Raw genomic sequence first — 23845 nt, forward strand, 5'->3', positions numbered from 1 at the left:
GGGCCTGCGGAGTGGAAGGTCTTTGAGCAGCATGACGTAGCAACCCAATAAAATGGATCCCCGGATCCGGTGGAGATGCATCCTGCAGCGTAGATGCCACTCGACGCTTGGGGCAAGACGATCTTTTACAGGCGATACAGACTGCCAACACCGCTCGCCGGCGTCCCGTCAATGCAGTCGGCCATCGGCAACCCCTGCGACCATCCTGCCGCCATGGCTTGAGCATCACGCAACGGATCGGACGCCTTGGCGCGCTCATTGCGAAGACGGCAGGTTTCGGGGTCTTGGGCGAAAAGGCCGCGCGCGAACAGTCTGCCCTGCTCTGCCAGCTTTGTGGTCTTTGGTCCGCGGACTGCGGCGAAGCGCAGCAGTGCTTCATCAAGGCTACCGTCGACACCATCGAGGCACCGCGCCAGATGCCAGGCGTCTTCCAAGGCCTGACAAGCGCCTTGGCCCGAGGTCGGCAGTGGCGCGTGCGCCGCATCGCCGACGAGCAGCACATTTGCTCGGCTCCAGGTGTGCAACGGCTCCACGTCGTGCACGGCGATCAGTTGGATGGAGTGCGCCGGCGTGGCTTCGATGAGGCGGGCGACAGGTTCGGGCCATCCCGCAAACAGATCCATCACGTCCTTGCGCATCTCCGCTGCTGGCGTCGCCTCGGGCAATGGCCGCGCCTGCGCGGCGGCCCAGTACACCAGATCCGTCCGGATCGGGACGCATCCGAAACGGTCGCCAGACCCCCAGTAATCGTGAATTGCGAGGTCGCTGACCAACGTGCCACTTTCATGCGCAACGCCGATCCAGTTCACAAACCCCTGGTAGATGGGCGTGTTGTCCCCGGCAACGAACTTGCGGGCCACCGAGCCCATTCGGCCATCCGCGCCAATGAGAAGATCCGGACAGATGCTCTTGCCGTTCTCGAATCTCGCGACGGCCTTGCCGTTGGCATGCAGGTCGATTGCGACCGCTCGATGCCCGAACTCCACCTGGATACCAGCGCGTGCCACGTGGTCCAGTAATACCCCCTGCAAGTCCCGACGCAGGATGGTATGGGTTGGGTAGCCCATGATGTTGTCCAGCAGCGTGATGTCCAGGCCTCCCAGCGCGTTACCCGCTGCGTCTTTGCGGTGTACCGACAATGGCCGACCGCCCACCGCCCCGACATCCTCCAACAACCCGAGTTCCTGCAGCACAAAGCCCGCGTTCGGCCAAAGCGTCACGCCAGCGCCCATGGTTGCCGGGCCGTTCCGACGTTCATAGACGCGCACGGTGTGCCCCTGCTTATGCAACGCAAGGGCCACGCTCAAGCCTGCGATGCCGCCACCCAGTATTCCGATCTCCATGCCGATGCATCCCGATTCAATTGGTCCAGGCGTGCCGTTGGAGGGCAGCCGTTGGACGGGAGTGCATCTTGGTCCCCACCAATTGCGCAAACTAGCGTGCAAAGATGGCAGGCTTTCATACCCCAGGTGGGATAACGGTGCGCAACAAGCTCGACCTGAATGCAGTCCGCGTCTACGTGGCCGTCGTCGACGAGCAGAGCTTTTCCGGCGCGGGACGCCTGCTGGCCCTGCCGTCGTCCAACGTCAGCCGTCACGTCGCGGCGCTGGAGCGCAGGCTGGGCGTGCGCTTGCTGGAACGCAGCACGCGCCATCTGCGCATGACGGAAGCCGGCAGGCTGGTGTACGAGCGCGCCAAACCAGTACTCGACGCCTTGCTGTCCACGGAGGAGGAGCTCGGCGCAGTACAAGGCGAATTGAAGGGGCCTCTCAGGATGTGCATGCCCAACGAAGCGCCCAGGCTGCTCGCGCCTATCCTTGCCGAGTTCTGCAGTCTTCATCCTGGCATTGAGTTGGAATGCGATACGCGCCTGACCGGCCTGGAGGTGCTGCGGGAAGACATGGACCTCTCCATCGTCTTCCACCGCGGGCGTCAGGATGACAGTGCGTTCATCACCCGCGAACTGGCGACATTGCCCAGCATCGTGGTCGCGTCCCCCGCGCTGTTGGCCCAAACCGGAATGCCGCGCCACGTGCGCGAACTCAAGTCCTTGCCTTGCATCACCACCGTGAGCGCCCTGAAGGGGCAGCCCTGGCAGTTTCTCGATCCTGTGGGCGAGATCGTGAAGGTGCCTGTGCGCAGCCGCTACCGCGTCAACAGCGGGGAACTTGCGGTGGCGGGCGCGCGCCAGGGCCTTGGCTTCGCAATCGTTGCAGCCTACCCATGCCAAGACGATCTTGCCGCGGGCCGGTTGCAGGAAGTGCCGCTGGATCTAAGCCCTGCACCGCTGCAATTGCTTGGTGCCTACAGTCATCGGCATTCGGTCACCGCGCGGGTTCGGGCGTTGCTGGAGTTCATCCAGGTGCGGTTGCAGGGATTCGCGGGCAAGTCAACGTAAGGCCCATCCGCGAACTTCTGTCTTGGCCAACTCCTGCCTTTCGCAGCCGCTAGCTTCCGCCGTGCAAAAGCACACGCGCGCGCTCAACGACAGGATTCCGGCAACTTCTCCAGCAGGCCCGCCACCACTGGCGTCAGCCGGTTCGCGACTTCCGGTGGAATCGCGTCACCCGCCCCCTGCCCGGCTTCGCTACGGGCCTGTTCGCAGGCCTTGACGATCCGCGGGCGCATGCCGGACCACAGCGCCTTGCACTGCCAGCCATCCCGGCCCAGCGGCAGCACGGCGTAGGCGATGGACTGGCATTCCTGCGCGGCGCGTGTGGCCAGCGGCTGGCTGGCATACTCGTGCGGCACGGTGCCCAGCGTCGGTTGGTAGTAGCTGTCGGGGAACGCCGCCGCGTAGCGTTCCGGGTCCAGTTGCAGCGGCAGGCCGGTCGCGGTCAGGTCGAGCGCGCGGCCGCAGGGTGCCGCGGCGGCGATGCGCTGGATCGCTTGGTAGATCGGATGGTCCAGGTCAGGTTCGCGTGCGGTCACCTCGGACGTCGCGGCCAGCACCGGCAGGCGCGCGCGGTTGGCCATCTTGGCCAGTTCACCAGAATGGGCCGGTGCGCAGCGTTCGCGGACGCTGGCCGCGATCAGGAAGGTGGCGTCGCGCGCGAATGCGGGATCGCTTTGCAGCAGTGTGGTGATGCGCTTGTCGGCTGCATCTTCGGACAATGGCGCGATATGAAATGCGGGCACAGTTGGCGGGTGGATCGCCGTGGTCGCAGCAGCATGCGGTGTCGGTGCCCCATGCCCGTGCGTGCGCAATGCCAACAGCACGCCGCCGGCAACGACGACGCCACAGGCGGCGATCGCGATCGCCAAACGCATCGGCGACTTCAGGCGCATCGAACTGCGCACTCAGCCCTGCACCGGAGCGATGGTGGCGTCCTCCGCCTCGTAGGTGGCATTGGCGATATCCGCCTTGAAGTCGGCCAGATGCAGCCGCCCCTGCAGGTGGAACGGGTCCCACAGCTCCGGGACGTCGATCGGGGTGCGCAGGACCACGTGCAGGATCTGGTTCGGCGGCGGCGGTGGCACGTGGATGCAGGCGCCATAGAACGGCACGAACAGCAGTTCGCTGACTTTGCCCTGGTCGTCGCTTTCCAGCGGCACCACGTAGCCGTCCAGGGCGAAGCGCTTGCCTTCCAGGCCCTTCACCACTTGCGACGAACCGAACTGCGCGGCGCGCTGGGTGCCGGAATGGTCGATCGGCATGCCGTTGACCACCGAGGGGCCATCGTCGACCGGCGCTGCCTGATCCGTCACCGCGGCGTCGCCTCGCCACGCCGCGCTGATCCGCGGCGGTGGGCGCTGGTAGATGTCGTTGGCCGGCGCCAGTTGTTCCCAGCGTTCCACTGTGTCCGGGACAGCGTCGGCGGCTGCGGTCGCGTGCGTCGCTGCCGGTGATGGTGTCGGCGTGGCGTCCGACTGCTTCCCGCCATCACCGTGGCAGCCCGCCAGCAGGCACAGCAATCCAGCCAGCAGGAAATGGCGATCAGCCTTTTTCATAGGGATGCAGGCGCGCCTGCTCCATCGTGTAGGCGGTGCCGGCGAGTTCGCCGTGGAGGGTTTCGGCGCGCAGTTGCCCGGTCAGGTAGAACGGGCTGTACATGTCGGGCGGGTCGATCGGGGTGTCCAGGCGCACATGCACGATCTGGTTCGGCGGCGGCGGTGGCACGTGGATGCAGGCGCCGTAGTACGGCACGAACAGGAACTCGCGCACGCGGCCGGCGTCGTCGCTGTCCAGCGGCACCACGTAGCCCGGCAGGCGCACCTTGCGCGCCAGCACGGCGGCCACGGTGTTGTAGGTGCCGGTCTGCGGCATCGCGCGCTTGCCGGTGTGATTGACCGGCGCTTCGTCGCTGTTTTCCAGCGCCTTCAGTTCGGCCGGCGGCAGCATCGCGCTCCAGTCCAGTTCGCGATAGCCGTCGGCGTCGGGCTCGCCCAGTGGCGGGTCGATCGCTGCGTCGCTGGCCGGCGCTGGCTGCGACGCCGCTGTTGCCTGCGCTCTTTTTGGAGCGGCGGGTTGCGGCTGCCGGCCGCAGCCGCACAGCATCGCGAGCGCCAGCAAGGGAAGGATCCAGCGGGTCATGCTCAAACCTCCGGCGACAGGCCATCGGCCAGGGTGCGGCGATAGGCCAGCAGGGCCGGCACGATGCCGGCGAGCACGCCGGCCAGCAGCACGCAGCCGAGCCAGCCCCATTCCGCCGCACTGGGCGCGATACGGTTGAGCGACAGGCCGAAACGGTCGAGCACCCAGCCGCGCGCGAGCCAGCTGGCCGCGGTCACCACCAGCAGTGCCAGCGCGCACGACACCACGGTGACCAGGCCGGCCTCGAACAGCAGCAGCCAGGCGATGTCGCGCGGCCGTGCGCCGACCGCGCGCAGGATCGCCATCTCGCGCCGGCGCTCCTGCAGCGTGGCCACCAGCAGCGCGACCATCGACACCAGGCCGAGCAGCACCACCAGCGAGGCGATCATGCGCAGGGCGCCTTCCGCAGTGCCCAGCGTGCCCCACAGCTGCTGCAGGGTGACGCCCGGCATGATCGCCAGCATCGCTTCGTCCGGGTACTCGTTGATCCGCCGCTGCACCGAGAAGGTGGCGATGCGGGTCTTCAGGCCGAGCATGAAGGCGGTGATGGTGCCCGGGGTCAGGTCCATTGCCCGCGCCTGTGCGGCGCTGACGTGCTGGCCAGGCAGGCGCACGCCGGAATGCCAGTCGATATGGATCGCCTCGATCGCCTGCAGCGACACCAGCACGCTGGAGTCCACCGGCGTGCCGGTGCGGCGCAGGATGCCGACGATCCGGAACGGCTTGTCGGCATGGTTGGCCAGGCTGATGCGCCCGGTGCCGTGGGTGAGCACGATCTCGTCGCCGATGTGGCGGCCGAGCGCGGCGGCGACGTCGGCGCCGATCACCGCATCGTAGAGGTCGTCGAACGCCCTGCCCTGCGCGAACGCCAGGGGATGCTTGGCGCCGTAGTGGTAGTGCTCAAAGAATCCGCTGCTGGTGCCGACCACCCGGTAGCCGCGGTAGGAATCGCCCAGGGACAGCGGCACCGCCCACTTCACTTCGGGCATCGCGCTCAGGTCCTGGTAGCTCTTCCACGACACGTTGTTGGTGGCATCGCCGATGTGGAACACCGAGTACAGCAACAGATTCACCGGGCCCGAGCGCGCGCCGACGATCAAGTCGGTGCCCGAGACGGTACTGGCGAAGCCTTCGTGCGCCTGGGTGCGGATCCGCTCCACGCCCAGCAGCAGGGTCACGCTCAGGGTGATCACCAAGACCGTCAATGCAACGCCCAGGCGCCGGCTGCGCAGGCTGGCCAGGGCCAGCTTGAACAAGGTCATCATGCACCTCCCACGCTGGCGCGGTTGAGCGTAGCCAGGTCGGTCTGGGCGTCGAACAGCGGTGCGATCGACGGATCGTGGCTGACCACGATCGAACTGGTGCCGCCCTGCCGGCATTCGGCGAACAGCAACTGCAGGAAGGCCTGGGCCGCGACCGGGTCGAGTGCGGAGGTGGGTTCGTCGGCGAGCAGCAACGGTGGCCGCGCAATCAACGCGCGTGCGGCGGCCACGCGTTGCTGCTGGCCGACGCTGAGGCGGCCGGCCGATCGCGACCACAGTGCCGCCACGTCCAGGCCCAGCGCGACCATCAGCCGCTCGATCTCGGTGTCCAGCGCCTGTGTGCCTCGTGCCAGCCGGCCGCGGCGCGCCGAGAACTGCAGGCCCAGGGCAATGTTGTCGCGGGTGCTCAGGAACGGCAGCAGGTTGAATTGCTGGAACACCACGCCGCAGTGGTCGGCACGGAAGCGATCGCGTGCGGCCTTGCGCAACGCAGCCAGATCCTGCCCGGCCACGCGCACGCAGCCGGCAGTGGGTTGCAGCACGCCGGCGATCAACGCCAGCAAGGTGCTCTTGCCCGATCCGCTGGCACCGCGCAACAACAGCTGTTGCCCACGCGGCAGCGCAAACGATGCGATGTCCAGCACCGGTGCGGCGGCGCCGGGATAGCCGAAGCGCACTTCGGTCAGTTCGACGACGTGGTGCTGGTTCATTGCGGCAGCTTCACCCGGGTCTGCCCGGGCACGACCTCGGTGCGGCCCTGGCCGGCCGCGTTGGCGACGTCCACCACCGTCGTGTGCAGCCCTGGGAATCGCTGCGGCAGCAGCACCTGCAGGTGGTCGAGCCGCGTCGGCTGCGCGCAGTTGAACGCGTAATGGGCGTGGAACTCGGCATGGCTATGGCCGGGTTCGTCCGGATCGGCCATCGCCACGTCGTAGCCCTCGGTGGTGACCTGCGCGCTGCGCAGCGAACAGGCCGCCGCGACCGGGAACTGCAGCCAGTCGACACCGCGCAGGATGGCGATCGCCGCCTCCAGGTGCTTGCGCTCGCCGGCATCGCGCGCCGGATGTTCGAAATCGAGGATGCCGATGCCGGGCGCACTGAGCCGCACGTCCACGGCGGTGCCATCGACGGCGATCTCCAGGTTGGCCTGGCCGTGCACGTGCGGGCCGTGGTGACGGATCGCAGCGATGGCTGGCGAACTGGCGGAGAGGAGCAACAGGATCAGGGGAATGCCAGGTCGCATATGCAGCGCATCGGTTGAGTTACACTATAACATTAGTGAACAATCGAGCGTGGGTGCAAGCCTGGCGCTGCCGTCAGTCAGCCCCGGTTCGCCTGCGGCCACGTTTGACGTGCATCGCTCAGCGGGCATAGGCCGGGCCGGGCGCCGAACTTCAAGGACCTTCATGTCTTCTTCCATCATTCCCGACAGCTACACCGCCTGGCGCCACTGCATCGAGGTCGACTGCGGCTTGCGTCTGGATCCCGCCTACATCGCGCAGCGCATTGCCGCGCTCAACGACCCCGCCGACCATCACACCCAGCAGTTCGTGCGCTGCTGGGGCGAGTCGCATCGCCAGCAGGTGCTGCAGTGGTTTGCGCAGGCGCAGGCCGCATTCGCAAACGGTCGCGCGTAAAGCTTCCGGCGCGGCAGGACGCGGCCGCGGTTGCCGTCGGACGGCGATGCATTCCTTCTGCAAACGCGGCACGGCCGGGGCGTGCTGGACGCCGCGCGGCGCGACATGGCGACGCCCTGATCCAATCAGGACCGTGAGTGGTCAAGCGATGAAGGTCGGCCGCGGCCTGCGTGCGCATTGGTGGCGCGCTCTGCCTTGAAGCGCTGACGCCCCTGGACGGGAACGCCAACTTAGCCGGAACCACCTCACTGACACGTGCGCTACAAGGCAGGCTGCCAAGCTACGACAGCTGCCGGTAGCATGCACGCGCATCGCCGCCCGGCATCCACCTCCCACGCTCCCGCAAGGACACCCAACGTGCCTCTCGCTTCCATCGCCAGCGCGCATCCCGCGCGCCGCTTCCTGTCCGCCGCCATGGCCTGCCTGCTGCTGTCGGCAGCCACCGGCGCCGAGGCCCGGCCGCAGCCCTCGCAGTTCCAGATCGTCGAGAGCGTGCCAGAGGCCAGCGTCTACGGCGAACCCGGCGTGCCGCGCACCCAGCAGACCTGGCTGGCGATGATCAACGGGGCCAGGCAGCGCATCGACATCGCCGCGTTCTACATCTCCGAGAAGCCCGGCACCGGCCTGACGCCGGTACTGGACGCACTGGCAGCCCGCGCCCGCGCCGGGGTGGCGGTCCACCTGCTGGTCGACCACACCTTCCTGGCCAAGAACCCGGACAGCGTCGCTTGGCTGGGCAAGGTGCCGGGTATCACCGTGCGGGTGCTGCCGGTCGATACGCTGACCGGCGGCGTGCTGCACGCCAAGTACATGATTGTCGACGACGCCAGCGTGTTCGTCGGCAGCCAGAACTGGGATTGGCGGGCGCTGGAGCAGATCCATGAGATCGGCGCGCGCATCGATGACGCGCGCTTCGCCAAGACCTTCGCCGCGAGCTTCGACTACAGCTGGCGCCTGGCCGACGAAGGCAATCTGGCCAAGGCGCAGGCGCGCGGCGTGCAGCCACCGGACTTCGTTCCGGTCACCGCCACCGATCCGGTGCTGCTGGATGCCGGCAGCGCCGCGCCGCTGGTCGCCTTCCCCGCCTTCAGCCCGCCGGCGCTGCAGCCGGCGTGGGTCAGCGACGAGGAGCCGGCGCTGGTCGAGATGATCCGCGCCAGCCAGCATGCGCTGCGCATCCAGGTGATGACGCTCTCGGCGATCCGCAGCTTCGGGCCCAAGGGCTGGTGGGCGCCGGTCGACAGCGCCATCCGCGACGCCGCCGCCCGCGGCGTGCAGGTGCACATCATCGTCGCCGACTGGGCGCTGCGCGAACCGATGCAGGCCTATCTGAAGAGCCTGGCCGCGCTGCCGAACATCGCGGTGAAGTTCAGTCGCCTGCCGCCGGCGCCGCAGGGCTTCATTCCGTATGCGCGGGTCGAGCACGCCAAGTACGCGGTGACCGACGACCGCAGCAGCGTGATCGGCACCGGCAACTGGGAATGGAGCTACTTCAATACCGCGGTGGACGCCTCGGTATTCGTCAAGGGCAAGGGGCCGGCCGAGACGCTGACGCGCATCTTCGACCGCGACTGGAACGGCCCTTACGTCACCACGCTGCAGCCTGGGCAGAACTACGAGGCGCCGCGGACTGAGTAGCCTTTGCTGTCGCGTTGGCCGCACGCACCTTCAGGGTTGGCAGTTCTTCGCCCACTGCGCGCTTCATCGCGTCTCGGCAGGAGCGCGCAGCCAAGACCGAAATGCACCTTGGGTGCGCGGGTGGCACCGCGGCATCTGCCGCGGCCGTCCCTACGAAGCCTTAACCAGCGCTCCCTATCCTAGCTCCGCGCTGGGGGGCGGCCGCGGCGCCGGGCATTGCCGCACGCGCCGCAACGCACGCCTCCCACCGCGTACGGACATCAAAACAAGGAGACGCCATGAAGACGCTGCACGCACTCGTGTTCGCAGGAAGCTTGTTGGGCCTTGCCTCGCCGGCTTTCGCCGCGGTCGCCAATCTCACCAACAGCGCCGACGGTGCCAACCGCGACGCCGGCATCGCCGCGGTCAAGAAGAAGTTGCAGGACGCCTGCACCGAACGCAAGGGCAAGCCGGACCCCAACTCGTTCGAGGTGGTGTTCGAAAAGACCAGCCAGAATCCGGACGTCCCAAAGCCGTACTACGTGGATGGAAAGATGAAGTGCGATATTCCGTAGCTGTGAGTTGGATGTGAGGTGACTCACGCCCACATGCGTTTGAATGCGAACGAGGCCCCGCTTGCGGGGTCTTGTTTTTTGCGCATGCGCCGAGCACACACGCGGCTTCACCTACCAATAAATCCCGACGGCAGCTCCACCGACGGTCTGCAACGCAAATAATTGCGATCGCGGTCCAGCGCCTGCTCCCAGCCGTTGCCCACTTTGCGGATCACGCGCCCTTCCGAGCAGGAAACGCCGGCGGCCCGCGCTTCGGCAGTGCCCAGTGCAGGAATGTCGAGTTGGATCTGGGACGGCCGCGGACGGCCGAAGTTATGGGCAAAGTTGTCCTGCATGGAGAAGTCCACCTGTTCGCAATAGGCATGCGTCCAGGGACGAGGATCGTTTGCCAGCAGCTTGCGGCAATCCAGGCGTGGAATCGGGGCGACGTTGCGCTGCGGATTCACACGCTCGACGCCCCGTCCGACCGCCGAGCGCGTTTGCGCGAATGCCGTGGTCGAGACGGCGATGAGGAGCAACCCTGCTGCTGCCCGTTGAATGACGTCCATGATCCCCCCTGTGCGGAGAGCTTAGCGATGCCTAGTCCATGTCGCTTAGACAAAATTGCGTGCAGCACCTATGGGCATCCAGCGCAGTTGCAGACAATAGCGCCAGGCCCCGGCAGAGTACCGCCGCGTTCGCTCAGGACGCCCGATCAGCCAACAGCAGCGGCGACACGGTCGCGCGTTGCACCATCACGCACTGGTCGGCGATGGCGGTCAGGCCGAGGCGGTGCGAGACCGCGACCAGGGCCGTCTGCGGCAGCCGCCGCCGCAACGTGCTCAGGACCTGCTGTTCGGCGACGGCGTCGAGGGCGCTGGTGGCTTCGTCGAGCAAGGCGACGCGCGGTTGCCGCAGCAGCACCTGGGCGAGCAGCAGCCGCTGCAGTTCGCCGCCGGACAGGCGCGCGCCGGCGCCGTGCGCGGCGGTGTCCAGGCCGGCGCCGCCCTGCAGGCGCGCGGCCAGGCCGACGTCGCGCAGGGCTTCCCACATCGCGGCCTCTCCCGCGCTCGGTGCTGCCCAGGCCAGGCAGTGCCGCACGCTGTGCTGCCAGGGCCGCACGCCCTGGGCGACATAGGCCAAGGGCTGCAGCGCCGCGCGGTAGCCGGCGAAGTCGAGCGCACGGCCGTCGCAGTGCGCGGCGAACTGCGGTGGCGCGACCATGCCGGCCAGCGCGTCCATCAGGCTGCTCTTGCCGACGCCGGATGGGCCGCTGATCAGGGTCAGCGTGCCTGGCGCGAGGACCAGACCGGTCAAGGCGACCGCGGCCAGCGGCGGTGCCAGGCCGATGCGTGCGATCTGGATCGGCGCCGTCGCTTCTGTCGCTGCACTGGGCTGCGCCGCCACGGTGCCAAGTGGTGTTGGCAGCGTGCCGAGCGCGACGTAGCGCTGCCACAATTCCAGCGCAGGCGCGGCCGAGCGCAGTTGCTGCACGCTCTGCCGGGTCGAGACCAGGTACGGCAGCAGCCGTCCCAGCAGCAGGCCGACGGTAATCAGCGCGCCGCGGTCGATGCCGTGCCACACCCCGGCCAGCAGCATGATCGCGGCGATGGCCGCCACCGCCGCCAGTTCCAGCAACAGGCGGCCGGAGGCGACCAGCGCCTGCTGGCGCGCGTAGCCATAGGCGAGCCGACCGGCGATCGCCTCGTAGGCTTCCTGCTCGCGCGCCTCGCGGGTGAACGAGCGCACGTGGCGCAGGCGCCGCGGGAAATCCTCGCTGAGCCAGAACAGCCGGGTCATGTCGGCGACGTACTGGCGGCTGACCCGGGCCTGTTCGTGGCCGGCGATGCGGAACGCGAGCAGGCCCAGCGCCAGCAGCGGCGGCAGTGCCAGCACCAGCATCGGCGAGACCAGGAACGCCGCGGCCAGGCTCACCGCCGCGGTGATCGCCGCCACCAGCAGCTGCAGCAGCGCGCTGAAGCCCTGCACCACGATCTCGACGTTGTAGGTGAGCAGGTTGGCGATTTCCGCCGAGCTGGCGTCGGCCAGGGCCGGCAGCGGCGCCTGCAGCAGCCGCGCATGCACCTGCCGGCGCAGGTCCAGCGCGTGGCGGCTGGCCAGGTCCGCGGCCAGTCGTGTGCCCCACCAACGCAGCAGGGCGAAGCCGCTGCTGGCGGCGACGAACAGCAGGGTCTGCGCGAGGAAACCGGTCGGCAACGGCAAGGCGTGGCCGGCCAGGGTCAGCACGTGGCCGGGTTGCACCAGCGGCACCAGCGCGACCGCGGCCAGCGCGCCGGCCAGTGCGCCGAGCAGCGACAGCAGCACGTACCCAGCAATGCGCAGGCGCTCGCCGCGGCCGAGCACGGCGACGAAGGCGCGCAGCAAGCGCGATGCCGGCTCCGGGCGTGCGCTCATCGGTGGGTGTCCATGCGGCGGATCATCGACGCGGTGCGCCGTCCCCACTCCCCTGCGTCGGCGATGCGCGTCGTCGGCATCGTCACGTCCAGCAAGGGATCAGGCCAACAGTGTCTGCACCGCATCGACCGAGGCCTCCGGATGCGTGCCGCGCTGCAGTTCGTACACGCCCAGCCGCTGCAACTGGCGCGCGAACAACGGCCAGTGCGGCTGGCCCGCGGCATAGGGCTGGTCTGCGGCCAGGCGTGCCGCCACGTCCGCGTCGGGCAGCGGCTGCAGCAGCCGCTGCGGATCGGCGGCCATGGTGGACGAGACGAACACGGCCGCGGCCAGCCGCAACGGCGCCTGTGCCAGGCGCCCCTCGCCCTGGCGGATGTCCACCTCGTGCTTCAGCGCGCCGCTGCGGCGGCGGATCATCGGCGCCGCGGCGATCCAGGCGCGGGTATGCGCATCAAGCAGGTGCAACAGTTCCGGCCGCAGATGCAGGAAGTTGCCGATGCCGGTGGCGAGCAGGTATTGCGGGGCGACGAACAGCGCGTCCTCGGCAAGGAACTCCAGCCCACGCAGCAGGCTGTGCAGCGCCAGGGTCGACTTGCCGGCGCCGCTGCCGCCAAGCAGCAGCACGCCGCGGCCATCGCGGCCGACGCAGGCGCCGTGCAGCGGCACCAGGCGCATGCCGTGCGCGGCAAGCACGAACACGGCGAACTCGATCAGCTCGTAACGCACGTGGTAGGCGTGCGCGAGCATGTCCTCGGACACCACGATCAATGCCCTGCGCTGCTCGGGCACCAGCACGACGTAGTTGTGCGCATCGATCACCCCGCTCAGCACACCCGCGCCGGAATGGGTCTGTACCGGCGGCGGCTCCATTGCCAGCGCGTAGGGCGCGTCGCCGCGGTCCACCAGGGTCAGCTCGATGCGGAATGCGGCGCTCTCCGGCAGGCGATGCGCCGGCACCGCCCCGAATGCCGCTTCCACCAACGCCAGCAGCGCCGGACTGTTGCTCTCGAAGTGGAAGCGGCCGCCGAGCAGTTGCTTGCTGAGCGTGTGCGGGCGCCGCAGCCGGGTGTGGAACGGATCGCAGGCACCGCCCGCGGTGGCGACAGGCGTGGCGTGGTCGCTTGTTTCCACCTCCAGAACACGCACGGTCGATCGCTGCATCGGAGAAGAGTCGCTTGGGTGAATGCAGCGTGGGTGCGCCTGCCACGGCCAAAGGTTGCGCGGGCGATGCCGGTGTTTCGCGCAACCAAACGCCGCAGCCACGGCACCTACCGCCACGGCCACCTGCGCGCGGCCATCGCTGCATGCGCCCCTCCCCCGCGGCGCCGAATGAGACCTTTCGCCGATGCTCAAGATCCAGGTCAGCCACTCCTACTTCCTGCGCTACGACCCCAAGCAATGGGAACGCGGCAAGCCGTACCCGCCGCTGGCCACGCTGCAGGTGGCTTCGCTGCTGCGCCAGCACGGACACCAGGTGACGCTGTTCGACGCGATGCTCGCCGAGGGCGTGGAGGACTACGACCATGCCGTCCGCACGCAGCGGCCGGACCTGGTGGTGTTCTACGAGGACAACTTCAACTTCCTCACCAAGATGTGCCTGAGCCGGATGCGCGAGGCCGCGTGCCGGATGATCGCCGAGGCGCGCGCCGGCGGCAGCCGGGTGATCGTCGCCGGCTCCGATGCATCGGACCATCCGGAGGCGTTTCTCGCTGCCGGCGCCGACGCGGTATTGATCGGCGAAGGCATCGCGGCCTTGCTGGAACTGGTGGCGCGCCTGCAGGCGGAACCGGACATCGACCCGGCGCGCTGGGTGGCCGGCATCGCCGAGGTGGCCAGCGCGGCGATGCCGCAGCTCAAGCGCGCACAGATCGGCGCGCGGCCGCCGGATCCGCGGCTGTCGGTAACGGCGGCCTGGGACCTGCTGGACATCGCGCGCTACCGCGCGTTCTGGCAGCAGCAACACGGCCATTTCAGCCTGAACATGGCTGCATCGCGCGGTTGCCCGTTCCGCTGCAACTGGTGCGCCAAGCCGATCTGGGGCAATCACTACAAGCGCCGCGAGGCGCAGGACGTGGCCGCGGAGATGACCCAGCTCAAGCGCAACTTCGCGCCCGACCATGTGTGGATGGCCGACGATATCTTCGGCTTCCACATCGACTGGGTGGAGGACTTCGCCGACGCGCTGGCCGCCGCCGACGGCACGGTGCCCTTCACCATCCAGACCCGCGCCGACCTGTGCAGCGAGCGCATGACCGCGGCCCTGGCGCGGGCCGGCTGCCGCGAAGCCTGGATCGGCGCGGAGAGCGGCAGCCAGCGCATCCTCGACAAGATGACCAAGGGCACCGACGTGGATGGCGTGATTGCCGCGCGCCAGCGGCTGGGCGCGCAGGGCATCCGCGTCGGCTTCTTCCTGCAGCTGGGTTACCTGGACGAGCAACTCGACGACATCCTCGCCACGCGCCGGCTGGTGGCGCAGGCGCGCCCGGACGACATCGGCGTCAGCGTGTCCTATCCCCTGCCCGGCACCGTGTTCTATCAACAGGTCAAGGACCAGCTCGGGCGCAAGACGCACTGGCAGGACAGCGACGACCTGGCGATGATGTTCCGCGGTGCCTACGACTCGGCGTTCTATCGCCAGGTGCGCGATCTGCTGCACCGGCAGGTGGACCTGCAATGCCGCGAGGATGCGTGCCCGGCGCTGGCGCACGCGCAGGACTGGGCAGCGCTGGAAGCCGACTGGGCGGCGCTGATCGCGCGCGAGGCGCAGCACCGGACCGAGGCGCCACCAGTGCCGGCAGCCGAGGCCGTCGCCGCCGGTAGCGGCCGCCGCATTCCCCTGGTGCAGCGCGCATGAGCGACCTGACGACGCCGCCGAATCCGGCCATGGCGGCCGACCTGCCGACAGCGGCACCCGCGGCGACGCCGGCGCATCTGCCGCTGCGGCGCATCGGCCGTGGCCTGCGCCTGGTCACCGAAACCCTGGCGCACGAGCTGGCACGCCCTGGTGCGGCGATGCCGGACTGGAGCGGTCTGCATTGGCAACTGGCCGCAGCGGCGGCTGTCGCGCACGGCGTAGCGCCATTGCTGAGCCAGCGCTCGCAGTGGCCGGACCGACCATGGCGCGCGTTCCTGGACGGGCAACGCGAGCACGTGGCGCATCGCTACCAGCGCATCGCCGCGCTGCTGCAGCGGATCGACGCCCTGGCGCAGACCGCCGGCCTGGCGATCGTGCCGCTGAAGGGCGCGGCGCTGCATGCGCTAGGCCTCTATCGGCCCGGCGACCGTCCGATGGCCGACATCGACCTGCTGGTACGCCCCAAGGACGCCGAGCGCGCCGCCACGCTGCTCGCCGCGCTGGGCTACGTGGCCGAGTTCGTGCAGTGGAAGCACCAGACATTCCGCCCGGCGCAGGCGCAGGCCGTGCCGGCACTGGGCGAGCACCGCGACGCCCCGATCAATATCGAACTGCACGTGCGCATCCAGGAGCGCCTGCCGCTGCGCACCGTCGACCTCGGCGTGCAGATCCTGCCGCACGACGGCAAGCCCGGCCTGAATCCCTACCCGAGCAACGGCGCGCTGATGCGCCACCTGCTGCTGCACGCGGCCGGCGGGCTGTGCAGCCGCAGCCTGCGGCTGATGCACCTGCACGACCTGGCCCTGCTCGCGCCGCGCATGCGCGCCAGCGACTGGCACGTGCTGACCGGCGCCGATGCCTGGTGGGCATGGCCGCCGCTGCGGCTGATGCTGCACTACTACCGCGCCGCGATTCCGTCGGCGGTACTGAAGCAACTGCGTGCGCAATGCCCGCCGCTGCTGCGGCTGCGCGCGCGCGGGCTGGACCTGACCGCGGCGTCGTGCTCGCAATTGTGGCTGCCGGCACTGCCGGGCATCGAGTGGGCACGCTCTGGTCGCGAGGTGCTGGACTATCTGCGCCAGCGCCTGCAGCCCTCGGCGGAAAGCCGGCAGGAACGCGCCGAGATGATCCGCACCCAGTTGTGGTTGCAGGGCCAGGACTGGGTGCGCCTGCCGCAGCGTCGCCGTGTGCTGCAGCGGCTGCTGCGGCCGGTGCCGCGGATGGACACGCTGTACGCGGTGCGGACCGCGCTGCAGGGCTATGCGCCATCTTCTGACTGACGCACACCCTGATAGAACCGTTGTAGGAGCGGCTTCAGCCGCGACAGCCATTGCCGGGAACGCGTGTCGCGGCTGAAGCCGCTCCTACGACAAGACACGATTCCGCCTTAAAGGCGAAGCGCCGAAACGCCGCGCCACACCTCAACCATTCTGCGCCGCGCGCCGCCCATCGGCGTTGCGCGGTGCGCAGAGCCGATGGTAGAGCGCGGTGAAGCTGCGCACGCTGTAGTCGGCGTCTTCCCGCACCGCGCGGCATTGCGCCGCCCAGGCCAGGCGCAGGCGCAGTTCGTCGTCGCTGAGCACCTGCCGGAGTGCATCGGCCAGCCCGGCCCAGTCGCCGACCGGCACCGCCAGCGCCGCCGAGGGCGCCCACTCCTGCAGATGCCCGACCGCGGTGCCCACGGTCGGCACCCCGGCCACCGCCGCTTCCAGCAGCACCAGCGGCCCGGCTTCGTGCAGCGACGACAGCACCAGCAGATCCGCCGCCTCCACCAGCGGCCGCAGTTCGCGCTGGGTCTTGAAGCCGAGGAAGCGCACCCGCTCGCCCAGGCCCAGCGTGGCGACCAGGCGCTGCATCGCGCCGTCGAGGGTGTCCACGCCGACCAGGTCGATACGGAAGTCGACGTCGGTGCGGGCCAGCGCGGCGAGTGCGCGCAACAGGGTCGTCTGGTCCTTGACCGGGTTGAGGCTGGCCACGTGCAGCAGCCGCGCCGGTCCGTCGCCGCGCGCACGCGGCGGGCGCGGCGGCCAGGCGCGCAGGTCGACGCCCAGCGGCACGCGTTCGGCGGCGATGCCCAATGCCTGCAGGCTGTCGAGGATCGGCGCGCTGGCGGCGGTCACCGCGCTCGCCAGACGCAACACCAATGCCTCGCGCAGCCGCCCCTGCCATTTGCGCCGGCCGCCGTAACCGATCGCGTGCAGTGCGACCAGCTCGCCGCCGGCGATGTGCACCAGGCTCGGCCGCCGCAGCCAGCGCGCCGCCGCCACCGCGATCAGGCTGCAGTGGCCGGAGAACAGCGACTGCACCAGGTCGAACGGCGTGCGGCGGTGCTCGGCGCGGATCGCCGCGATGGCGCGCCAGCGCGTGCGCGCCGCGCCGATGTTGTGGATGCGCGCGCCAAGCAGGTCCCATTGCGCCGGCTGCGGTTCCTGGTGCAGCACGAACACGTGCAGGTCGTGCACGCGCGCCAGGCGTTCGATCAGGCTCAGGAAGGCCGGAATCACCCGGTACTCGCCGCTGCGGTCGACGCCGCCCGGCACCACCAGGGCCAGCTTCATGCCGTGCTCCGCGACGTGGCGCCAAGCAGTTGCGCATAGGCACGCGCCCAACGCCGCCCGACCGCTGCGAACGACAGTTGCGCATCGAAATGCGCACGTACCAACGCCCGCGACGGTCCGTCGCGCGATGTCTGCAGCAGCGCGGCCGCCAGGCGTTCGGCGTCGCCGCAAGGCCATAGCGCGCCGACCCGGCCGCCATCGCTGAGCGCACGGAACGCCGGGATGTCGGTCAACACCGGCACCGCACCGCAGGCATAGGCCTCCAGCGCGGCGTAGCCGCAGCTCTCGCCCAGGCTGCCCGACACGAACAGGTCGGCCGCGCGCATCAGGGTCTGGATCTGCGCGTGCTCCACCCGGCCCAGCAAGTGCACGCGGCCGGCCAGGCGCGGATCGGCCTGGATGCGCTGCTGCACCATCGGCAGCAGCGGCGCATCGCTGAACGCGCAGAACAGCTGCATGCCGGGCAACTGCACGCTGACGCGGGCCACGCCGTCGAGCACGGTGAGCGGATCCTTGCCCTCGCTCAGATGGCCGACCCACAGCACGCAGGGCGCGCCATGCAATCCGCTGTCGCGCCGCGCCTGGTCGCGCTCGCCGGGAGTGAAGCGGCAACTGGATTCGGGGATGGCGAACAGGCGCGTGGAGCCGGCGAACAGCCCGGCACCGACGAAGCCGCGCGCCAGGTCCAGCGAGGTGAAGGCGATGCCGGCGGCGGCCGCGTACCAGCGCCGCCACTGCGGCCGCCGCCACCAGCGCGGCGGACGGTTGGCGTGGTCCTGCAGCAGGATCGGCCGCGACGGCCGCCAGCGTGCCAGCGTCGCCGCCTCGCGCGCGAACTGCAGGCCGTGCACGTGAACCACGTCGGCCTCGAGCTCGGCCAGCAACGCGGCGATGCGGCGCAGATGGCGCCGGCGCCCCGCATCGGTACGCCGCACGAAATGGTAGTTCACGCCGTTGCGCTGCAGCTGCGCATCGACCGCGGCGGCCTGGATCACCGAGACCCGGGTGCCGGCGCTGGCCACCGCCTCGGCGATGTCGGCCAGCGATGGCCACAGCACGAAGGCCTGCTCCGACGTCACGCCGTCCGGCAGCGGCACGAAGTTGACTTGCACGGCATGCACGGCGCGGGCAGCGTTGCCGGCCATGCTAGATCCCGGACACTTGCGGCCGGTGCAGGCGCACCAGCCGGTTGGCGAGGTTCAGTTCCCATGGCCGGTCGTAGCGCCGGTAGCGGTAGCGCCACGCGGCCAGTGCGCTGAGGCCGCGCTTGGCCCAGCCCGGCGAGCGCTGGTCCTGGGCGGTGGGATAGCGGCAGCCGAGCACGGTGACGAAATCGCGGATGCGCTGGCGCAGCGCATCGTTGAGCCAGGGCGCATCGGCGTGGCAGGCATAGTCCACCCACTGCGGCTGCGCCCACTCCTCCGGCGTGCGCGGGAACTGCACCGGCACGCCGTGGCGGTCGAGCAAAGGTATGCTGGGGCGGCGGCCACGATCCTTCTCGTGGCGGCTGCTCTCCGGCAGCGGCGTGTACACGTAGACGATGATCTCCGACTGTGGGTTGATCCGCTTCAGTTCGCGGATGAACTCGAAGGTCTGCTCGGTCTCGCGCTCGCTGTCCTGCGGCGGCGCAACCATGAACGACAGTTCCGGGATCACCCCGTTGCGCCGGCAAAGCTCGGCCACTTCCAGGGTCTGGTCCGGCCGCGTGCCCTTGCGGATCTCCTTGAGCATCGCCCCGCTCGGCGACTCCGCGCCGATGTAGGCCATGCGCAGGCGGCTCTTGCGCACCAGCTTCCAGGTGCTCTCGGAGAGGTTGAGCAACGCGTCAGCGCGCGCGTAGCACCACCACGGCAGTTCCAGCTTCGCCATCACCTCCAGCAGCGGGATCATGTCGGCTTCGCGGTCGAAGAAGTTGTGGTCGAAGAACTGGATCGAGTCGGCGCCCAGACCGTATTTCAGATAGCCCAGCTCGCGCTCCAGGCGTGCCGCCGTGGGCAAGGCGGTGGCGCCGCCGAACATCGCCGCCACCCCGCAGAAGGTGCAGCGGAAACGGCAGCCCAGCGCAGCCTGGTGCGAGGCGGTGCGATTGCCGAGGAAGGTGCGGCCGAGGTAGCGGCGCGGCTCGCCGAGCTTTTCGTACGGCAGCGACGGCAGCGCGTCGCCGCGCTGGAAGGCGCGGTTGCGGTTGTGCACCACGGTGCCGTCGTTCTTCCAGGACAGTCCATCGACCTGCGCCAGCGTCGGCCCCTCGCCGCGCAAGGCGGCCAGCAGTTCCGGCAAGGTGTCCTCGCCCTGCGCGCGGATCGCGTAGTCCACGTACGGCGCGGCCAACGCGGTGTCCGGGTACAGCGTGGGAAAATAGCCGCCCCAGACGATCGGCAGCGCCGGGAAGCGCGCGCGGATGGCCTGCGACAGCGCGATCGACGGCGCCAGTTGCGGCCCGCCCATCACGCTGATGCCGACCGCATCGTAGTGCTGTTCCTGCAGCGCCTGCAGGCTGCGGTCGATGAAGTCGCGGTCGACGTTGCCGTCGATGATGCGGCTGTCGCCGTGGCGGTCCAGCGCCGCCGCCAGGTTCAGCAGCGACAGCGGAAAGCGGGCGCTGGACGGCTTGGTGATGGTGGGATTGACCAGCAGCGTATTGGGTGTGGAGGACATACGGGGCGAACGCAGGACGGGAGTCACGGCAAACGCCGCAGCCGCAGCACCAGGGCCACCGGCACCTGCAACGCAGCGGGATCGAAATGGGCGCCGGCGGGAATGTCCGCCGGGTCGAGCATCGGTTCGCTGACCGCGTCGATGGCCAACCCGAGCGCGGCGCAGGCGGCGTGCCAGTGGCTGTACAGGTGCTGGGTGTGGCGCACCGCGTAGCGCTGGCCGCCGGCCTTGAAGTCGCGGCGCCAGCCCAGCGCCGGGCCGATCGGGTGCACGTCGCTGCACAGTACCCAGCCGCCGGGCCGGGTGACGCGGCGCAGCTCGGCCAGGGCCGGCGGCAACTGCGGCAGATGCCCCAGCGCCAGCGCGCAGAGGCTCAGGTCGACGCTGGCATCGGCAAGCGGCAAAGCCTCCAGGCTGCCTTCGCGCAGCGTGTAGCGGCCGGCATCGACGTCGCCAAGTTCCTGCGCGGCGCGTGCCAGCATCTGCGGCGACAGGTCCACGCCGGTGACGTACTCGGCGCCACGCTGCAGCGCATGCAGCAGGTAGCGTCCGCTGCCGCAGCCGGCATCAAGCACGTGCTGGCCGCGCAACGAGGGTGGCAGCAAGGCCAGCATGGCGCGCTGCTCGGCCTGCATCACCGGGTTGTGTGCCTGCGCCGGGTAGCTGCCCGCCCACAGCGCGTAGGCGGCGAGCGGATCGAGGGTCGGGACGGCGCTCATGCGTGGCATTCCTGCGACAGGTGCGTCAGGCGTGAACGCGGCGGTGCAACCTGGCATTCCAGGCCGGGCTCCAACGCAAGCAGCGCGGGGTCGGCCAGCTCTGCGGCCAGCAGCTTCGGCACGCCGTCCAGCGTCACCGGCACCGTATCCACGCCGGCGGCGGCGAACCACGGCGCGAAATCGGGATCGGCGATCCGCGGCCGCCCGTCGCGCACCACTGCGCGCAGTGCGCTGCGCGGCAGCCCGACCAGGCTCTGCGCCGGCGCGCCGCCACGGTCGGCGACGATCAGCAGATCGGCGTGTGCGCCCGGCGCCAGATGCCCGCGATCCGGCAAGCGCAGGATGTCGGCTGCGGCAGTCGTGACCAGGGCCAGCGCCTGGGTCGCATCCAGCCCATGGGCGGCGGCCAGGCGCAGGTCCTCGAGCAGGTCGCGGCCGCCGCTGACCCGCGCATCGCTGCCCAGCGCCAGGCGTCCAGCCGCGCTCAGGCGCTGCGGGTCGAGGGTGCGTCCGAGCAGGGTCAGGTTGCTGCTCGGGCACCACACCACCGCCGCGCCGCAGGCGAGCACGCGCGCGACGTCGTCCGCGCCCAGGCCCACCCCGTGGATCAGCACGGTGTTGTCGGCCAGACAGCCGCGCCGGTCCAGCTCGGCGAGTTCGCCGGCGGCCACCGCGTCGGTGCCTTCGGCCAGATGGATCATCCACGGCCAGCCGGCGACGGACGCCGCGGCGAAGCTCTGCGCCAGCGGCGGCCCGTAGTCGGGACCATGCAAGGTGTAGCTCCAGCCGAAGTCGCGCAGCAGCGCCACCGGGAAGTCGGCCGCGTCCAGCGCCGCATGCCAGGGGTCGTGATGGGCCACGCAGGTCACCCCGGCCAGCAGGTTCTTCAACCCGCCATGGCGCAGCCGCAGCGCCTTGGGCAGGGCCAGTGCGGCGGCTACCGCCGGGGTGCGGAAATGCGCGGCGAAGGCGTCGATCCAGGCGTAGCTGTTGGCGAACGGCGCGGCTTGCGGCAGCGGCGGCACCGCATTGACGTGCAGATGCTCGTGGGCGTTGATCAAGCCTGGCAGCACCAATTCCCCATGCAGATCGATGCGCAGCGCGGCCGGCGTGGCCGCCGCGCCGATGCGGCCGGCGCGCAGCGCCAGTGGGGCGTGCACCGCGCCGACGGCATGCGCGACGCGCGCACCCTCCAGGCAGATGTCGATGGGGGCGGCAGATGCGGCCATGCTCAGCGTTTGCGCATCACGATCAGGAAGTGATCGCCCATGTCGCGCAGCAGCGGCCAGCCGCCGACGCGGTCGTCGAGGCGACCCAGCGCCTCGCGCAGGCGCGGGTGGCGCTGGTAGTGGTCGACCAGGTACGGCGGCGGCAGGCACAGGCTGAGCGCGCGGTACGACTCCAACTCGAAATGCGGCGCGAACGCGCGGTAGAACTCGCGTGGGAAGTAGTACCAGGTCCAGATCGTATGCCCGTTCATGCCCACCGCGGTGGCGCCACGCGCGGCGCGGACGGCGGCACGGCGCAGCCGCCCGCGCAACAGGTAGTGACCCAGCTCCCACGGGCACAGGCGACCGATCACCGAGAACACCAGGCGACCATCGCGGCGCAGCAGCCGCGCCCAGTGGCCGGCGACCTCGTCCAGATCCGGCGCGCAGTTGAGCGGGCCGAAGTTGGAGTACATGCCGTCGAACTCGCCGTCGAGCAGATCCAGTTGCTGGATGCCAACATGCGCCACGCTGAGCCGGCCGTGCAGGCTCGGATCCTGCGCGCGGCCGCGGGTGCGCTCGACCATCTGCGGCGACCAGTCGGTGGCCAGCACGCGGTAGCCGCGCTGGGCGAAGGCGTGCGGGTCCAGGCCGGTGCCGCAGCCCAGGTCGACCAGGCGCGAACCGACCGGCAACTGGGTGGCGACCGTGTCCCACAAGGTGGTGCGCATGCGCTGGATCAGCGCGTTGTTGCCGCGCGGGCCATCGTAGTCGGCGGCCACGCTGTCGAAGGCGCGCTGCGTGTCCAGCAATCGCACCGGATCCAGAGTGGTCGTGTGCGCCGCGGCGCCCGTCTTGCCATTCGCTGTCACCTGCACCTCTCCACTGCCCTGCCCTTGTCGGAATCCGCGCATCGAGCGCGCGGGACTGCAGGTAGGTGCGGCTGCGGGGGCGTTTGGTTGAATCGGCGAGACGCCGTTATGCGGCGGCGTGCGCTCGTGCCGGCCGCGCCTGCCGCCGGCGCAGCGCATTGCGCGCCACCGCGGCCAGCACGCCGCCGCCGAGGCCGGCCAGCAGCGCCGCCGCAAGCACCAGCACCGGGTTGGGGAACGCCGCGCGCGGCGGCACATAGGTCTCCCAGGGCGCCGAGGTGTCGTACGTGTAGCGCGCCCCGAGCCGGCCGAGCAGATCCTCGCGCTCGGCCTTGAGGCTGCGGATCGTGTTGTTCTTCTCCGACAGCAGCAGGTTGCCGAGCAACTGCTGCTCCGTACTGCCATGGCCCTCGCGCTGCTGTTGCAGCAGGCGCTCGCGCTCGGCTTGGGTGGCCGCCAGTTCGGCAGCCAGGTCCTCCAGCCGGGCGTGCGCCTGTTGCAGCGGGCCGGCCTGGATGCGCTGGTGCAGCGCCTGCAGCTGCGCGATGGTGGCCGTGGCCAGCTGCCGTGCCTGTTGCGGCGACTGCGCGCGCAGGGTCAGCTGGATCAGGTTGGCGTACGGGTCCGGATCCAGCTTGAGACTGTCGCGGTACAGCGCGGCCTGGCGGCTGTCCAGGGCCACGCCGGCACTGCGCAGCGCCTGTTCCTGGAACTGCCGGGTCTTGATCCGGTCGATCACCCGCTGGAACGGTTCCAGCTTGGGATCGCGCCCGGCCGGGGTCGGGCCGAATTCGCCGACCTGCACCCAGGCGGTGGCCTGCCACTGGCGGGTCGCGCCGTGCAGGAACAGCGCCGCCAACGCCAACGCCAGCAGCAGCGCCAGCAGGCACCAGCGCCATTCGCGCCGCAGGATCCGCCACAGGTCGATCAGGTAGATTTCGTCTTGGTGCATGGCGG

The 23845-nt window shown here is 69.8% G+C and carries 23 protein-coding genes; 6 read left to right on the plus strand and 17 right to left on the minus strand.

All coding sequences use genetic code 11. The annotated features are described in order from the left end of the window. Positions 1-125 precede the first annotated feature (125 nt). Positions 126-1343 carry an FAD-dependent oxidoreductase gene (locus ACP93_RS05360; RefSeq protein ID WP_048489740.1) on the minus strand — a complete coding sequence of 406 codons (1218 nt, stop codon included), beginning with the start codon at positions 1341-1343 and terminating at the stop codon, positions 126-128. A 137-nt stretch (positions 1344-1480) separates the two neighbouring features. Between ACP93_RS05360 and ACP93_RS05365 the strand changes: the two genes are divergently transcribed. Beyond that, positions 1481-2398 (plus strand): LysR family transcriptional regulator, encoded by a 918-nt coding sequence (locus tag ACP93_RS05365; RefSeq protein WP_048489741.1) that lies wholly within the window; start codon positions 1481-1483, stop codon positions 2396-2398. Between the two features lie 83 nt (positions 2399-2481). On the opposite strand, the gene ACP93_RS05370 is transcribed toward ACP93_RS05365, so the two are convergent. The 6 genes from ACP93_RS05370 to ACP93_RS05395 are packed head-to-tail and all read right to left on the minus strand — an operon-like array spanning position 2482 to position 7012. Beyond that, positions 2482-3270: a hypothetical protein gene (locus ACP93_RS05370; RefSeq protein WP_228135962.1), complete on the minus strand. Its 789-nt coding sequence runs from the start codon at positions 3268-3270 to the stop codon at positions 2482-2484. 30 nt (positions 3271-3300) lie between these two features. Further along, on the minus strand, positions 3301-3951 hold the full coding sequence (locus ACP93_RS05375) for a DUF3299 domain-containing protein (RefSeq protein WP_048489743.1): 651 nt from the start codon (positions 3949-3951) through the stop codon (positions 3301-3303). Further along, complete coding sequence (locus tag ACP93_RS05380; protein ID WP_048489744.1) at positions 3938-4534, minus strand: DUF3299 domain-containing protein; 597 nt, start codon at positions 4532-4534, stop codon at positions 3938-3940. Before ACP93_RS05380 ends, ACP93_RS05375 begins: the two co-directional genes overlap by 14 nt. Before the next feature lie 2 nt (positions 4535-4536). Next, positions 4537-5790, minus strand: a complete 1254-nt coding sequence (locus tag ACP93_RS05385; RefSeq protein ID WP_204243645.1) for an FtsX-like permease family protein — start codon at positions 5788-5790, stop codon at positions 4537-4539. A 5-nt stretch (positions 5791-5795) separates the two neighbouring features. Next, entirely contained in the window at positions 5796-6506 is a 711-nt protein-coding gene (locus ACP93_RS05390) for an ABC transporter ATP-binding protein (RefSeq protein WP_048489746.1), read from the minus strand. After that, complete coding sequence (locus ACP93_RS05395; RefSeq protein WP_053069695.1) at positions 6503-7012, minus strand: ZrgA family zinc uptake protein; 510 nt, start codon at positions 7010-7012, stop codon at positions 6503-6505. The genes ACP93_RS05390 and ACP93_RS05395 overlap by 4 nt, the downstream gene beginning before the upstream one ends. Positions 7013-7202: 190 nt before the next feature. On the opposite strand from ACP93_RS05395, the gene ACP93_RS05400 reads away from it, so the two are divergent. From ACP93_RS05400 to ACP93_RS05410, 3 genes are all read left to right on the plus strand, one after another. Further along, positions 7203-7433 (plus strand): hypothetical protein, encoded by a 231-nt coding sequence (locus ACP93_RS05400; RefSeq protein ID WP_048489748.1) that lies wholly within the window; start codon positions 7203-7205, stop codon positions 7431-7433. 357 nt (positions 7434-7790) lie between these two features. Continuing rightward, positions 7791-9071 (plus strand): phospholipase D-like domain-containing protein, encoded by a 1281-nt coding sequence (locus ACP93_RS05405; RefSeq protein ID WP_228135963.1) that lies wholly within the window; start codon positions 7791-7793, stop codon positions 9069-9071. Positions 9072-9349: 278 nt separating this feature from the next. Further along, entirely contained in the window at positions 9350-9625 is a 276-nt protein-coding gene (locus ACP93_RS05410; protein ID WP_048489750.1) for a hypothetical protein, read from the plus strand. Positions 9626-9732: 107 nt separating this feature from the next. Here the strand turns inward: ACP93_RS05410 and ACP93_RS05415 are convergent, their stop codons facing one another. From ACP93_RS05415 to ACP93_RS05425, 3 genes are all read right to left on the minus strand, one after another. Continuing rightward, a complete protein-coding gene (locus ACP93_RS05415) occupies positions 9733-10173 on the minus strand; it encodes a hypothetical protein (RefSeq protein ID WP_131721589.1) in 441 nt (146 codons plus the stop codon). 133 nt (positions 10174-10306) lie between these two features. Next, positions 10307-12019: an ATP-binding cassette domain-containing protein gene (locus ACP93_RS05420; RefSeq protein ID WP_048489752.1), complete on the minus strand. Its 1713-nt coding sequence runs from the start codon at positions 12017-12019 to the stop codon at positions 10307-10309. A gap of 99 nt (positions 12020-12118) precedes the next feature. Continuing rightward, positions 12119-13180: a phosphoenolpyruvate carboxykinase (ATP) gene (locus tag ACP93_RS05425; RefSeq protein WP_048489753.1), complete on the minus strand. Its 1062-nt coding sequence runs from the start codon at positions 13178-13180 to the stop codon at positions 12119-12121. A gap of 184 nt (positions 13181-13364) precedes the next feature. On the opposite strand from ACP93_RS05425, the gene ACP93_RS05430 reads away from it, so the two are divergent. Then, a complete protein-coding gene (locus ACP93_RS05430; protein WP_048489754.1) occupies positions 13365-14873 on the plus strand; it encodes a B12-binding domain-containing radical SAM protein in 1509 nt (502 codons plus the stop codon). A gap of 29 nt (positions 14874-14902) precedes the next feature. Then, on the plus strand, positions 14903-16153 hold the full coding sequence (locus ACP93_RS05435) for a nucleotidyltransferase family protein (RefSeq protein WP_228135967.1): 1251 nt from the start codon (positions 14903-14905) through the stop codon (positions 16151-16153). 141 nt (positions 16154-16294) lie between these two features. Here ACP93_RS05435 and ACP93_RS05440 read toward each other — a convergent pair whose 3' ends face one another. The 7 genes from ACP93_RS05440 to ACP93_RS05470 form a co-directional block, all read right to left on the minus strand. Further along, positions 16295-17431 (minus strand): glycosyltransferase family 4 protein, encoded by a 1137-nt coding sequence (locus tag ACP93_RS05440; protein ID WP_048489755.1) that lies wholly within the window; start codon positions 17429-17431, stop codon positions 16295-16297. Beyond that, positions 17428-18576, minus strand: a complete 1149-nt coding sequence (locus ACP93_RS05445) for a glycosyltransferase family 4 protein (protein ID WP_204243643.1) — start codon at positions 18574-18576, stop codon at positions 17428-17430. Before ACP93_RS05445 ends, ACP93_RS05440 begins: the two co-directional genes overlap by 4 nt. A 1-nt stretch (position 18577) precedes the next feature. Continuing rightward, complete coding sequence (locus tag ACP93_RS05450) at positions 18578-20089, minus strand: B12-binding domain-containing radical SAM protein (protein ID WP_048489756.1); 1512 nt, start codon at positions 20087-20089, stop codon at positions 18578-18580. Between the two features lie 23 nt (positions 20090-20112). Then, positions 20113-20808, minus strand: a complete 696-nt coding sequence (locus ACP93_RS05455; protein ID WP_048489757.1) for a class I SAM-dependent methyltransferase — start codon at positions 20806-20808, stop codon at positions 20113-20115. After that, positions 20805-22037 (minus strand): amidohydrolase family protein, encoded by a 1233-nt coding sequence (locus ACP93_RS05460; protein WP_048489758.1) that lies wholly within the window; start codon positions 22035-22037, stop codon positions 20805-20807. The genes ACP93_RS05455 and ACP93_RS05460 overlap by 4 nt, the downstream gene beginning before the upstream one ends. A gap of 2 nt (positions 22038-22039) precedes the next feature. After that, positions 22040-22888 (minus strand): class I SAM-dependent methyltransferase, encoded by an 849-nt coding sequence (locus ACP93_RS05465; RefSeq protein ID WP_048489855.1) that lies wholly within the window; start codon positions 22886-22888, stop codon positions 22040-22042. A gap of 106 nt (positions 22889-22994) precedes the next feature. After that, a complete protein-coding gene (locus ACP93_RS05470) occupies positions 22995-23840 on the minus strand; it encodes a Wzz/FepE/Etk N-terminal domain-containing protein (RefSeq protein ID WP_048489856.1) in 846 nt (281 codons plus the stop codon). Between the last annotated feature and the right edge of the window lie 5 nt (positions 23841-23845).

This window comes from Xanthomonas sp. NCPPB 1128 (genome assembly GCF_001043115.1).
Classification (GTDB): domain Bacteria; phylum Pseudomonadota; class Gammaproteobacteria; order Xanthomonadales; family Xanthomonadaceae; genus Xanthomonas_A.